The sequence below is a fragment of the Gordonia sp. SL306 genome, from assembly GCF_026625785.1.
In the GTDB taxonomy this organism is placed as follows: Bacteria; Actinomycetota; Actinomycetes; order Mycobacteriales; family Mycobacteriaceae; genus Gordonia.
Window position 1 is genome coordinate 216,628 of sequence record NZ_CP113063.1, and the last position, 13,206, is coordinate 229,833.

General features: G+C 66.1%; 12 protein-coding genes. 7 read left to right on the plus strand and 5 right to left on the minus strand.

Annotation, left to right across the window (positions count from 1 at the left end; translation table 11 throughout):
- Positions 1-58: 58 nt before the first annotated feature.
- Positions 59-337 (plus strand): Lrp/AsnC family transcriptional regulator, encoded by a 279-nt coding sequence (locus tag OVA31_RS00970; RefSeq protein ID WP_164309253.1) that lies wholly within the window; start codon positions 59-61, stop codon positions 335-337.
- Position 338: 1 nt separating this feature from the next.
- Here the strand turns inward: OVA31_RS00970 and trpD are convergent, their stop codons facing one another.
- Together trpD and OVA31_RS00980 are read right to left on the minus strand one after the other, a co-directional pair.
- On the minus strand, positions 339-1,427 hold the full coding sequence (gene trpD / locus OVA31_RS00975; protein WP_267629289.1) for an anthranilate phosphoribosyltransferase: 1,089 nt from the start codon (positions 1,425-1,427) through the stop codon (positions 339-341).
- A gap of 25 nt (positions 1,428-1,452) precedes the next feature.
- Positions 1,453-1,899: a hypothetical protein gene (locus OVA31_RS00980; protein ID WP_324290164.1), complete on the minus strand. Its 447-nt coding sequence runs from the start codon at positions 1,897-1,899 to the stop codon at positions 1,453-1,455.
- 201 nt (positions 1,900-2,100) lie between these two features.
- On the opposite strand from OVA31_RS00980, the gene OVA31_RS00985 reads away from it, so the two are divergent.
- The 5 genes from OVA31_RS00985 (at position 2,101) to OVA31_RS01005 (ending at position 8,124) form a co-directional block, all read left to right on the plus strand.
- Positions 2,101-2,712, plus strand: coding sequence for a cytochrome c oxidase subunit 3 (locus tag OVA31_RS00985; RefSeq protein WP_190265438.1), 612 nt, complete (start codon positions 2,101-2,103; stop codon positions 2,710-2,712).
- Positions 2,713-2,770: 58 nt separating this feature from the next.
- Complete coding sequence (locus OVA31_RS00990) at positions 2,771-3,724, plus strand: cytochrome c (RefSeq protein WP_267629290.1); 954 nt, start codon at positions 2,771-2,773, stop codon at positions 3,722-3,724.
- Positions 3,721-4,881, plus strand: a complete 1,161-nt coding sequence (locus OVA31_RS00995; RefSeq protein WP_190265440.1) for a ubiquinol-cytochrome c reductase iron-sulfur subunit — start codon at positions 3,721-3,723, stop codon at positions 4,879-4,881. The genes OVA31_RS00990 and OVA31_RS00995 overlap by 4 nt, the downstream gene beginning before the upstream one ends.
- Entirely contained in the window at positions 4,878-6,497 is a 1,620-nt protein-coding gene (locus OVA31_RS01000) for a cytochrome b (RefSeq protein WP_267629291.1), read from the plus strand. The genes OVA31_RS00995 and OVA31_RS01000 overlap by 4 nt, the downstream gene beginning before the upstream one ends.
- A gap of 106 nt (positions 6,498-6,603) precedes the next feature.
- Complete coding sequence (locus OVA31_RS01005; RefSeq protein WP_267629292.1) at positions 6,604-8,124, plus strand: bifunctional phosphatase PAP2/diacylglycerol kinase family protein; 1,521 nt, start codon at positions 6,604-6,606, stop codon at positions 8,122-8,124.
- Between the two features lie 106 nt (positions 8,125-8,230).
- Here OVA31_RS01005 and OVA31_RS01010 read toward each other — a convergent pair whose 3' ends face one another.
- Complete coding sequence (locus OVA31_RS01010; RefSeq protein WP_267629293.1) at positions 8,231-8,647, minus strand: cytochrome c oxidase subunit 4; 417 nt, start codon at positions 8,645-8,647, stop codon at positions 8,231-8,233.
- Entirely contained in the window at positions 8,644-9,717 is a 1,074-nt protein-coding gene (locus OVA31_RS01015; protein WP_267631356.1) for a cytochrome c oxidase subunit II, read from the minus strand. Before OVA31_RS01015 ends, OVA31_RS01010 begins: the two co-directional genes overlap by 4 nt.
- A 340-nt stretch (positions 9,718-10,057) precedes the next feature.
- On the opposite strand from OVA31_RS01015, the gene asnB reads away from it, so the two are divergent.
- On the plus strand, positions 10,058-11,983 hold the full coding sequence (asnB, locus tag OVA31_RS01020) for an asparagine synthase (glutamine-hydrolyzing) (protein WP_267629294.1): 1,926 nt from the start codon (positions 10,058-10,060) through the stop codon (positions 11,981-11,983).
- Between the two features lie 201 nt (positions 11,984-12,184).
- On the opposite strand, the gene OVA31_RS01025 is transcribed toward asnB, so the two are convergent.
- The gene (locus tag OVA31_RS01025; protein WP_267629295.1) at positions 12,185-13,156 is read right to left on the minus strand and encodes a carbohydrate kinase family protein; all 972 of its coding nucleotides are present in this window, start codon (positions 13,154-13,156) and stop codon (positions 12,185-12,187) included.
- Positions 13,157-13,206: the final 50 nt, after the last annotated feature.

The window sequence follows — 13,206 nt, forward strand, 5'->3', positions numbered from 1 at the left end:
CCGATCGGCAGGGTGATGTGCACGGTCGGCGAGGTCCCGGAGCACTACTGTGACACCCATGATCACCGCCATCGTCCTGATTCACGCCGACGTCCATCAGATCCCGGAGACCGCGCAGGCCGTGGCCGACATCCCGGGCGTCTCGGAGGTCTACTCATGCGCCGGTGACGTCGATCTGATCGCGAAGATCAAGGTGCGCGACCACGAGCAGATCGCCGACGTCGTGACCGGGAAGATCAATCGGCTGCCGGGGGTCACCCACAGTGCGACCCACATCGCATTCCGCAGCTATTCCAGTTCCGATGTCGAGGGCGGCTTCTCCATCGGCGAGGAATGACCTAGCCCGCGGCGGCGGCCAACTCCACGGTGAGGCGACCCCAGCGGTCGAGCAACCGGGTCGCGTCTCCGCTGTCGAGCACCGCGGCGGCCCGCTCGGTGGCGGCACCCATGGCATCGGTCAGTTCGGCCGTGGTCATCGCCGACTCCTGCTCGAAGGCGACGATCGCGCCCGCCGCGTTCAGGAGCACCGCATCGCGCACCGGCCCGCGCTCCCCGGCGAAGAGCCCGCGGGCGATCATCGCGTTGGCGGTCGCGTCGCCCCCCTGCAGCGCAGAGAGTTTCACCCGTCCGACGCCGAGGTCGGCCGGGTCGAGCGTGAGCCGATGTACCGCACCGTCGACCACCTGCCACACAGTCGAGGTCGTCGTGGTGGTCAGTTCGTCGAGCCCGTCGTCGCCGCGGACGACGAGCACCGAACTCCCCCGATCGGCGAAGGCCTGCGCGAGGACCGGGGCGAGATCGACGAAGGCACACCCGATCAGACCGCTTCGCGGCCGTGCCGGGTTGGTGAGCGGTCCGAGCACGTTGAAGACCGTCGGGATGCCGATCTGGCTACGCGGCGGGCCGGTGAACCGGAATGCGGGATGAAAGACCGGGGCGAAGCAGAACCCGATGCCGAGTTCGTCGACGCATCGCGCGACGTCGGCGGCGCCGAGCGAGATGTTGATGCCGAGCGCCTCGAGGACGTCGGCACCGCCGCTCTTCGACGATGCCGCCCGGTTCCCGTGCTTCACCACCGGAATCCCGGCGGCGGCGATGACGATCGACGTCATGGTGGAGATGTTGACGGTGTGCGAGCGGTCGCCCCCGGTGCCGACGACGTCGACCGCGGGACGCGGAATGTCGACGAGAGTGGCGTGATCGAGCATGGCGGCCGCCAGACCGCGCAGTTCGGCCGGGGCCGCGCCCTTCATCTTCACGCCCACACCGAAGGCGGCGATCTGCGCTCCGGTCGCCGCGTCGCTCATGATCTCGTTCATCGCCCAGGCGGCCTCGTCGACGGTCAGGTCGATGCCATCGGTGACGCGACCCAGGATCTGCGGCCAGGTGAGGGACGTCGGCGCGGTGCGGGAAGGCTCTGTGCTCACGGTGCAAAGGGTAGTGCGCGGCCGCTCATCGGCGCGCCTCCGGTCGTTGGAGTACCTGCCATCGGAGCACCGAGCCGCCGTGCCGGGCACCGAGGCCTGCCATCCGCGACCGTTCCTGGGACAGATGCATCGCGTCGAGCGTCTGCCGGCGCCCGAGCACCACGACGACGGTGTCGTCTGCGCCACCGGCGACCGTCCGCCCCAGACCGTCGTCGAGCCATTCGTACCCGTCGAGTGCGGCCGTCGCGACGGCGTCGTCCACTCGCGACGCCGGTACCCGCAGAACGTGCCGCAACACCACGTCGTCACCCGGCCGCCACGCGGACTCGTCGAGCACTGCCGAGCTCGCCGCGGTCTCGTCGTCGGACTCGGCCACGACGATCAGATCGGCGTCGTCGACACCCAGCGGCACACCACCGGAACCGCGTCCCGACAACCGCTGTCGCATCCGTTCCCACCGACCCGCATCCACCGGGTGTCCGTTCAGGTCCCAGCGGGCCGAAACCGATGGCCGAGAGGTGTTCCGATCGCCGTCCACGCACCCAGCAAACCACGTCTCAGGACACGCCGACGAGGGCCTTCACGGTGCCCCCACCAGGGTCGGGAGAAATAGTTCCGCCAATTTGGTGACCCAAGTGGTCACGGCTTACTACGAACCGTCATACTTCCTTTTGTGACTAGCGCTGTAGGTACCTCAGGAACAGCCATCACCTCGCGCGTGCACTCGCTGAACCGGCCCAACATGGTCAGCGTCGGCACCATCGTGTGGCTGTCCAGTGAGCTCATGTTCTTCGCTGGGCTTTTTGCGATGTACTTCGTCGCGCGCGCCAACTCGTCGATCGGTTGGCCGCCCGAACCCACGGAGTTGAACCTCACACTCGCGATCCCGGTGACGACCGTCCTGATCCTGTCGTCGGTGACCTGCCAGATGGGTGTGTTCGCCGCCGAACGAGGTGACGTCTTCGGGCTGCGTCGGTGGTACATCCTGACGTTCCTGATGGGCGCCTTCTTCGTCTGCGGCCAGGGGTACGAGTACTACCACCTGGTCCACGAGGGCACCACGATCTCGTCGAGCTCATACGGCTCGGTCTTCTACATGGCGACCGGATTCCACGGTCTGCACGTCATCGGCGGCCTCGTCGCCTTCATCTTCCTGCTGATCCGCACCAAGCTGTCGAAGTTCACGCCGGCCCAGGCCACCGCGGCCATCGTCGTGTCCTACTACTGGCACTTCGTCGACATCGTCTGGATCGGTCTCTTCGTCACCATCTACTTCATCAGGTAGCCGCCCCCGGGCAGCCCCTGCAACAGCAACAGTCCGTCCGCTTAGTAGAGAGTCACAGATGAGTTCATCTCCACCGCGACCGTCGGATAGCGACGACGTGGACGCCGGCCACAGCACCGACACGGCAGGCGTCGCGTCGGCCGGACGCCCGGCGTCCGCAGCCACCTCGGCGCGTAAGGCGAAGTCACGACGCAAACTGCGCCGTCGGGCCAGCGGCGCCCTCCTGCTCCTCGTCGGTCTGGTGGCCGCCGGGGTTCTCGCATCGGTACTGACCCCCAAGCCTCAGGTTGCGGTCGCCGACGAGTCGAATGCGGCACTGATCAGCGACGGCAAGAAGCTCTACGAGACGTCCTGCATCACCTGCCACGGGGCAAACCTGCAGGGTGTCCAGGACCGCGGCCCGGCACTGCTCGGCGTCGGCGACGCCGCCGTTTACTTCCAGGTGTCCACCGGCCGCATGCCCGCCGCACGTGGCGAGGCCCAGGCGATCCGCAAGCCACCGAAGTTCACCAAGGCGCAGATCGACCAGCTCGGCGCATACGTCCAGTCGGAGGGTGGCGGACCGCAGGTCATCTACGAGCGCAACCCCGACGGCTCGGTGAAGATGAAGGACGGGCTGCCCGTCCTCGCCCAGGAGTCATTGCGCGGCAAGAACCTCGGTCGCGGCAGTGAGCTCTTCCGGCTGAACTGCGCCTCATGCCACAACTTCACCGGTCGCGGCGGCGCACTGTCGTCGGGCAAGTTCGCCCCGACGCTCGACGGGGTGGAAGAACAACAGATCTACACGGCCATGCTCACCGGACCGCAGAACATGCCCAAGTTCTCCAACCGCCAGCTCTCGGTGGAGGAGAAGAAGGACATCATCGGCTTCGTCAAGTACGTCACCGAGTCCAAGCCGCAGGGCGGCCTCGGGATCGGCGGCTTCGGCCCGGTCAGCGAGGGCATGGTGATGTGGGTTGTCGGAGTTGTGGCGATCGTTGCCGCCGCAATGTGGATGGGATCACGAACATGAGTGCAACCGGCGGAAACGACGTCCCGTCGCAGGACGAGCTCGACCAGATGAGCAAAGAAGAGCTGGTCAAACTCGGTACCAATCTCGACGGCGTGGAGATCATCCACCGCGCCGAGCGATTCCCGGAGCCGGGTACCGGCGTCGAGAAGCGCGCCGAGCGCCAGGTCGCCGCCTGGTTCACCCTGGCCGGCATCTCGGCTCTCGCCTGCTTCATCATCTTCATCTGGAATCACTGGGAGTTCGCGCTCCCCGATTCGGTCGACTACTGGCGCTACACGCTCAACACCCCCCTGCTCGGCGTGACCTTCGGGCTCTCGGTGTTGTCGATCGGCGTCGGCATGGTGCTGTTCACCAAGAAGTTCATCCCGGCCGAGATCTCGGTGCAGGATCGCCACGACGGCGGCTCCTCCGAGGTCGACAAGAAGACGATCGGCGCCGAGTTCAACGATTCGCTGACCACCTCGACGCTCCCGCGCCGCAAGATGATCATCGGGTCGGCCCTGTTCGGCCTCGGCGCTTTCGCCTTCACCGGCCTGGTCGCCGGTCTCGGCGGAATCATCAAGAACCCGTGGGCACAGGGCGACAAGGCCCCCCTATGGCACACCGGGTGGTCGCCGATCTACAACCCGGCGAACGATCCGAACGAGACGGTGTTCCTGCGGCGCGACACCGGTAATCCGTACCAGGTCGCCCTGGTCCGGCCCGAGGATCTCGACTCCGGCGGCATGGAGACCGTGTTCCCTTGGCGTGTCTCCGATGGCTACGGCGAGACCGAGGAATCCCGCCACAAGCTGGTCGAGGGCCTGCGGTACGTGAGCAATCCGGTCATGCTGATCCGCCTGCGCCCCGAGGACGCGGCCCGTGCGATCAAGCGCAAGGGCCAGGAGAGCTTCAACTACGGCGACTACTTCGCCTACACCAAGGTCTGCAGCCACCTCGGCTGCCCGACCTCGCTCTTCGAGCAGCGGACCAACCGCATCCTCTGCCCCTGCCACCAGTCGCAGTTCGATGCCCTCGAGTACGCGAAGCCGGTCTTCGGTCCGGCCGCGCGCGCCCTGGCGCAGCTGCCGATCACGGTGAACAATCAGGGATACATGGTCGCCGCAGGCGACTACATCGAACCTGTCGGACCGGCATTCTGGGAGCGTAGATCATGACCATCGCCGACCGTCTCGCGACGCAGGCCGAAGAGGTCGACTCGCGCTACCACCTGTCGCCGGGTATCCGTCGTCAGATCAACAAGGTGTTCCCCACCCACTGGTCGTTTCTGCTGGGTGAGATCGCGCTCTACAGCTTCATCATCCTGCTGATCTCCGGTGTCTACCTCACCCTGTTCTTCGATCCGTCGATGCAGGAGGTCGTCTACGACGGCGCGTATCAGCCGCTCAACGGCGTGATGATGACCCGCGCGTACGAGACCACCCTGAACATCTCGTTCGAGGTACGCGGCGGACTGTTCGTGCGGCAGATCCACCACTGGGCGGCGCTGCTGTTCGCGGCGTCGATCATCGTGCACATGGCCCGCATCTTCTTCACCGGCGCGTTCCGCCGGCCGCGTGAGGCCAACTGGATCATCGGCTGCCTGCTGCTGATCCTGGCGATGTTCGAGGGCTTCTTCGGATACTCGCTCCCCGACGACCTGCTCTCGGGTACCGGCGTCCGCGCGGCGATGAGCGGCATCGTCCTCGGCATCCCGTTGGTCGGCACCTGGATACATTGGGCGCTCTTCGGCGGCCAGTTCCCGGGCGACATCATCATCCCGCGTCTCTATGTGATGCACGTACTGCTCTTCCCGGGCATCATCCTGGCCCTGATCGGTGCCCACCTGGCACTGGTCTGGTACCAGAAGCACACCCAGTTCCCCGGCCCGGGACGCACCGAGAAGAACGTCGTCGGCGTGCGCATCCTGCCCGTGTTCGCGGTCAAGTCGGGCGCCTTCTTCGCCATCACCACCGGCGTGCTGGCGATGATGGCAGGAATCTTCCAGATCAACCCGGTCTGGGTGCTCGGCCCGTACAACCCGGCACACGTGTCGGCCGGCTCTCAGCCCGACATCTACATGATGTGGACGGACGGCCTGGCGAGACTCATGCCCGCCTGGGAGTTGTACCTGGGCAATTACACGGTGCCCGCGATCTTCTGGGTGGTCGTGATCATCACGATCATGTTCGGCCTGATGTTCTCGTATCCGTGGATCGAGAAACGGCTGACCGGCGACGACGCGCATCACAACCTGCTGCAACGTCCGCGCGACGTCCCGGTGCGCACCGCGATCGGTGCGATGGCGCTCTCGTTCTACATCATCCTGACGCTGTCCTGTATGAACGACATCATCGCGCTCAAGTTCCACATCTCGCTCAACGCGACGACGTGGATGGGACGTATCGGGCTGATCGTCGTACCGCCGATCGCGTACTTCATCGCCTATCGCTGGGCACTCGCACTGCAGCGCAGCGACCGCGAGGTGCTGGCCCACGGCATCGAGACCGGCATCATCAAGCGCCTGCCGCAGGGTGAGTACATCGAGCTGCATCAGCCGCTCGGCCCGGTCGACGACCACGGCCATCCGATCCCGCTCCCCTACGAGGGCGCGGCGCTCCCGAAACGGATGAACAAACTGGGTTCCGCGGGCGCACCCGGCACCGGATCGATCCTCCTCGAGGATCCGCCGGAGCAGCAGGCGCGCAACGTGGAGCGCGAGCACGAAACGGAGAAGGCCGAGAAGCAGGCTCTGCGCGAGCTCCAGGCCAAGGGCGGCGACGCTCTGGAGTGATCGGCTCAGGCCTCACCGGACCACGGATCGGCCGCCGTCGCTATTGCGACGGCGGCCGATTCGTCTGTGCAGGGGCACTCGCCCCGACATGACTAGGATCGAGATGATGAGATCACCTCGACGATCACGACAACCATCCCGATCCCGCTGGGACTCTTCGGGTTTACGACAGATCACCCGAGGCCTCGGAAGCCTCGACGCAGAGATCTTCGAGACCGTCGCACGATCGGACTCCCCTGCTCTGGACGCCACGATGCGCCCGCTGTCGCGGGCGGCCGACCACTCCACACTGTGGTTCGCGATCGCAGGCGGGTTGGCGCTGAGCGGCCGCCCGACCGCTCAGCGTGCGGCCGCCCGCGGTGTCGCCACACTCGCGGTCACCAGCCTGGTCACCAATCAGGTCGCCAAGCGGATCCGCAACCGGCCGCGGCCGACACCGACCACTGTCCCCCTCCAGCGGCGCGGCCATCGGTTACCCACCTCGAACTCGCTGCCGTCCGGCCACTCCGCGAGTGCAGCCGCGTTCGCACTCGGGACAGGCATCGAGAACGGTCCCACGGGCCTCGTACTCGGCGGCCTCGCCGGCCTGGTGGGACTGTCGCGGGTGGCCACGGGTGCCCACTACCCCGGCGACGTCCTGGCCGGATTCGGAATCGGTGCATCCATCGCGGTCATCGGCGCCCGCCTCGTCCCACCCATCACCGAGCACAGCGTCGCCGTACCGCCCGCCAGTCGTGACCTCGCTTCCCCACGGCCTCGCGGTGGTGGTGTGGTGGCGGTGGTGAACCCGTCGTCGGGATCGGGTGACGGTCGGCGGGTCATCGACACGATACGCACCGAGCTCCCCGACGCGGAGATCGTCGAACTCGGCCCCGACGACGACGTCGAGGCCCTGCTCCATGACGCTGCCGGTCGCGCAGAGGTCCTCGCCGTCGGCGGGGGTGACGGTACCGTGGCCGCTGCCGCACGGGTCGCCCTGGACACCGGGTTGCCCCTCGCCGTCTTCCCGGGTGGCACCTACAACCACTTCGCCAAGGACCTCGGCGTCACGACGGTCGCGGACACCGTCGCTTCGCTCGCGGCGGGCGACGTCATGCGGGTCGATGTGGCACTGCTCAACGACGACCACGTCATCCTGAACACCGCTAGCATCGGGGCGTATCCGCATTTCGTGCGCACCCGCAGTCGACTGCAACACCGGTGGAGTCGCCCGTTCGCGACGGCAGTCGCCCTCACGGCGACATTGCGGCGGACACGTCCGGTGCGGATCCGCGTCGACGGCACGGTGATCGAGACGTCACTGTTCTTGCTGGGCAACTCGCTGTATCAGCCGTCCGGCTTCGCACCGTCGCGGCGGGTACGGCTCGACGACGGCCTTCTCGACGTCCGCATCCTCGAGGTCGGGCATCGATTCGCGGGCATCCGACTTCTCGGGTCGCTGGTGGCCGGCCGACTCGAGCGCTCCCCGCTCTTCCACGAGATGCAGGTGCCCGAGTTCTCGTTCTCAGCGGTTGACGGCCCGGTCGTCGTCGCCCACGACGGCGAGGTCGGTGAGTCGTACCAGGACGCCACCTTCCGGGTCGCGTACCGCGCCCTGCCCGTCTACGCTCCGCACCGACGCGACTGACTCACCGAAGGGAATCGGTCCACAGAACGGCACCGGAGCCCACCACAGCAATCGGCCACATCCCCCCGTCGTGGAGGATGTGGCCGTTTGCTCACGAGCAGTGGTGTCAGTGCTTCTCGGGACCGACGTGGTACTCGAACACGAGACCGGCAGCGGTGCCGATGATCACGACCGCAGCGAAGATGGCGAACCAGAAGTTGCCCGTCGCGAATCCGATGGCGAACATCGCGGCGCCGGACGCAAGCAGGATCGGCCACCAGGAGTGCGGGCTGAAGAATCCGAGTTCTCCTGCACCGTCCTCGATTTCGGCATCCTCATAGTCCTCGGGACGGATCTCGACGCGGCGCGCGACGAACCTGAAGTACGTCCCGGCGATCAGGGTCAGACCACCGGTGAAGAACATCGCGGTCACACCGGCCCACTCCACGCCCTTGCTGGAGAAGGCCGTGCAGATCGTGTAGGCAATACCGGCGATGAAGAAGAATCCGGTCAGCAGTTCGAAGATCCTGGCTTCGATTTTCATCCGTTGGCTCCCACTGTGCAGCCCTGCAGGGACGTGTTGGAGGCGTCACCGAGCTCCTTCGGGGTGTCCCCGTTGGTCGCGCGACGCGTGTTGAACGGAACGGTCGTGACCGACTTGGGCACCTCGCAGATCGACTCGAGGGCCTGAGCGTTGGTCGCGGTCGGATTCTGCTCGCGGTAGCGGATGTAGGAGTCGAACTTCTGCGGACTGACCGCGCGGACCTCGAAGTTCATCATCGAGTGATAGGTACCGCACATCTCCGCGCAACGACCCACGAACGCGCCGGTGCGATCGATGCTCTGGATCTGGAAGACGCTGTCGCTGTGGTTCTGCTTGGGGAACGGCATGACGTCCCGTTTGAACAGGAACTCCGGCACCCAGAACGAGTGGATGACGTCGGCCGATGCGATCTCGAACTCGATGCGCTTGCCTGTCGGCAGGACCAGGATCGGGATCTCCGTCGACGAACCGACGGTCTCGATCTTGTTGAACTTCAGGTAGTCGCGGATGTCGTCGTCGCGACCACCCGCCGGTCCCTGGATCGGATGCTCTTCACCGTGCTCGGTCCGCACGTTGCGGGTCTGCAGTTCGAAGGGGCTAGCCGCGCGTTCGAAACCGTTGTACGTGTTGCCGTCGGTGAAGGTGACGTCGCGATAGCCGAACTTCCAGTTCCACTGGAACGCCGTCACATCGACGATGACCTTGGGATCGGAAGTCTTCTTCTCGACATCGTTCTGGACGACGACGGTGAAGTAGAACAGCACCGCGATGATGACGAACGGAACGGCCGTGTAGCCGAGCTCGAGCGGCACGTTGTAGGCCGTCTGACGGGGGAACTCGTCCTTGCCGGCCTTGTGCCGGTGGAAGGTGATGGTCCAGAAGATCAGGCCCCAGACGATGATGCCCATGACGAGCGCGGCGATGACCGACCAGGTCCACAGATCGCCCATCTTCTTGGCCTCGGGGGTGATACCCGCCGGCCATCCGAATCGCATCGCGGTTCGGGCATCACAGCCCGACATGAGCAGCGCACCGATACCGAGTGCGACGACTGCCCCGATCTGCTTGATCGTTCGCGATGCGGATCGGGCTTGTTTCGCCCGCGGCCGTCCACCGTGTGCCAATTTCACGCCTTCCCGCTCGCTCGGTTCCGGCACATCGTGCCGCCCGAGTTGCCATGCCACATGACCCGCACAGGGCTGCCCTCGCCTGCACCGGGAGTGGTCACACCCAGCACTACAGCGATTCTCGCACCTAGTACTACGCAGCGTAGACCAACACGGCGAACCTTTCGTGATTGGGGTTTACCTTCGTGCGTCGAGACCGCCCGCGCGCGTTGTCATCACCGGTTCTCAGGCATACTCGACGCGTCGGGAGCACGTGTAGTCGTCGATAAGTGAGGCCTTTCTGGTGTGTGGTTTGCTCGGTCTGTTGACCTCGGACGGATCGGCGGCCGACGCCGTCGACCTGGTGTCCACCGCATCCCACTGCATGCGCCATCGCGGCCCCGACGAGCCGGGTACCTGGCACGACGACGATCTGGTGTTGGGGTTCAACCGGCTGTCGATCATCGACATCGAGCACTCGCACCAGCCGCTGCGGTGGGGTCCCCCGGAACAGCCGGATCGGTACGCGATGGTGTTCAACGGCGAGATCTACAACTACCTGGAGATCCGCGAGGAGTTGCGACGGGACTCCGACGCCCGCTTCGCCACCGAGGGCGACGGCGAGGCCATCGTCGCGGCATTCCACCACTGGGGGCCCGACTCGGTGCGCCGGTTGCGCGGGATGTTCGCGTTCGCCATCTGGGACACCGTCGAGAAGTCGTTGTTCCTGGCCCGCGACCCCTTCGGTATCAAGCCGATGTTCATCGCGACCGGACCGGGCGGCACCGCCTTCGGCAGTGAGAAGAAGAGCCTTCTCGAGCTGATCGGCCGGATCGGCCTCGGTGACGAACTCGACCCTCGCGCCATCGAGCACTACACGGTGCTGCAGTACGTTCCCGAGCCGGAGACCCTGCACGCCGCGATCCGCCGGTTGGAGTCCGGCTGCCACGCGACCCTGCGTGCCGGACAGGCCCCGCAGGTGCAGCGCTATTTCACACCCCGGTTCGGAGTGCGCCCGGTCACCGACGCCACCCGCCAGAAACGCTACGACGAGATCGCCGACGTGTTATCGGACTCCGTGGCCAAGCACATGCGTGCCGATGTCACGGTCGGATCGTTCCTGTCCGGCGGCATCGACTCGACGGCGATCGCCGCGCTGGCCATCCGGCACAATCCCGACCTCATCACCTTCACCACGGGCTTCGAGCGGCAGGGATATTCCGAGGTCGACGTCGCCGTCGAGTCGGCCGAGGCGATCGGCGCGCGGCACATCGTCAAGTTGGTGAGCCCGCGCGAGTTCATCGACGCGATCCCGGAGATCGTCTGGTACCTGGACGATCCGGTGGCCGATCCGGCGCTGGTCCCGCTCTACTTCGTGGCGGCCGAGGCCCGCAAGCACGTGAAGGTGGTGCTCTCCGGCGAGGGCGCCGACGAGCTGTTCGGTGGATACACCATCTACAAGGAGCCGCTGTCGCTTGGCGCCTTCGACCGGTTGCCGACCGCGTTGCGCCGCATCGCGGGACGGGTCTCCGACCGCATCCCCGAGGGCACGCGCGGCAAGAGCCTGCTGCATCGGGGGTCGTTGACGCTCGAGGAGCGCTACTACGGCAACGCGCGGAGCTTCGACGATGCGCGGTTGCGTGCCGTGCTGCGCGATTACCGGCCGGAGTGGACGCACACCGACGTCACCGCGCCGATTTATGCGATGTCCGAGGAGTTGGACCCCGTCGCCAGGATGCAGCACATCGACCTGTTCACCTGGCTGCGCGGCGACATCCTGGTCAAGGCCGACAAGATGACGATGGCCAACTCACTGGAACTACGCGTCCCGTTCCTCGACCCCGAGGTCTTCCGGATCGCGGAGACACTGCCGTTCGACGAGAAGATCTCGCATGGCACCACGAAGTATGCGCTGCGTCAGGCCCTCGAACAGATCGTCCCGGCCCACGTCCTGCACCGCAAGAAGCTCGGCTTCCCGGTTCCGATCCGACTTTGGCTGGCCGGCACCGAGATGTACGACTGGGCGCACGAGACGATCGAGCACTCACAGACCGATCACATCCTGAACAAGGAAGCGGTCGTCGCGATGCTCAACGAACACCGCGACGGTGTCGTCGACAACAGCCGACGACTGTGGACGCTGCTGATGTTCATGGTGTGGCACGGGATCTTCGTCGAGAAGTCGATCGTGCCCGCCATCACCGACCACCACTACCCCGTCCGGCTGTAGCCACCCCCGCACCCAGCCGCCGATCGCCACCAGCACGGCGGCCGAGAGCAACGCAGAATTCGCCGAGAGCAACCAGCCGTCGGCCGATCCGGTCGACATCGACAATTTTCTGGTTGCTCTCGGCGAATTCTGGGTTGCTCTCGGCACGAAAGGCCGCACGGCCCGAAGGCCGGGCGACGCGTAGCCGCAGGCGTCGTGGACCTAGAGGTGCGCCGCGATCTCCGCAGATGCCGCATCGCCGTAGGCGTCGGCAAGTCGTTTGAGGGCGAGGTCGCGATCCCACGTCCAGTCCTGGGTGGAGACCGTCTCGAGCACGAGTACGGCGACCATCGACCCGACCTGTGCGGCGCGCTCGAAGTCGAGTCCCTTGCCGAGTGCGGTCAGGAAGCCGGCCCGGAAGCCGTCGCCGACGCCGGTCGGGTCGACCTTCTCGGTCTCCGGTACCACGCCGACGTGGGTCCGAGCGCCATCCTTGTCGACGATCTCGACGCCGTCCTTGCCGAGCGTGGTGACCCGGACCCCCACCATGCCCGCGACCTGGGCCTCCGAGAGACCGGTCTTCTGACGCAGCAGACCCCATTCGTATTCGTTGGTGAACAGATACGCGGCGCCGTCGATGAGAGCGCGGGCCTGCTCGCCGTCGAGCCGTGCGAGTTGCTGCGACGGATCCGCCGCGAACGGGATGCCCAGCGTCCGGCATTCATCGGTGTGCCGCACCATCGCGTCCGGATCGTCCGCCCCGACCAGGACCAACTCCGGGGTGCCGACCTGCTCCACCACGTCCGACAGGGCGATCTCGCGCGCCTCACTCATGGCGCCCGCGTAGAACGTCGCCAGCTGCGCCATCGTCTGATCTGTGGTGCACATGAACCGCGCGGTGTGCTTGGTGTCCGAGACCCGGACCGCACGACAGTCGACCCCGTGCGACTCGAGCCAGCGGCGATAGTCGTCGAAGTCGGCGCCGACCGCGCCGACCAGCGCCGGACTGCCACCCAGCTCACCCATCGCATAACAGATGTTGCCGCCGACGCCGCCGCGCCGGACGACCAGATCCTCGACGAGGAAGCTCAGCGAGATGTGCTCGAGATGGTCTCCGAGCAGCTGCTCGGAGAACTTCCCGGGGAAGGTCATCAGATGGTCGGTTGCGATGGAGCCACAGACAACGATTGCCACGTGCGGATGCCCTTCGGTTTTCGGGAGTTGGACAGCAGACCACGCTACTC

Excerpts from the sequence above, each read along its gene's own strand:
- OVA31_RS00970 (WP_164309253.1), top strand. The coding sequence starts at position 59 with ATGATCACCGCCATCGTCCTGATTCACGCCGACGTCCATCAGATCCCG.
- OVA31_RS00990 (WP_267629290.1), top strand. The coding sequence starts at position 2,771 with ATGAGTTCATCTCCACCGCGACCGTCGGATAGCGACGACGTGGACGCC.
- OVA31_RS00995 (WP_190265440.1), top strand. The coding sequence starts at position 3,721 with ATGAGTGCAACCGGCGGAAACGACGTCCCGTCGCAGGACGAGCTCGAC.
- OVA31_RS01000 (WP_267629291.1), top strand. The coding sequence starts at position 4,878 with ATGACCATCGCCGACCGTCTCGCGACGCAGGCCGAAGAGGTCGACTCG.
- OVA31_RS01005 (WP_267629292.1), top strand. The coding sequence starts at position 6,604 with ATGAGATCACCTCGACGATCACGACAACCATCCCGATCCCGCTGGGAC.
- OVA31_RS01010 (WP_267629293.1), bottom strand. The coding sequence starts at position 8,647 with ATGAAAATCGAAGCCAGGATCTTCGAACTGCTGACCGGATTCTTCTTC.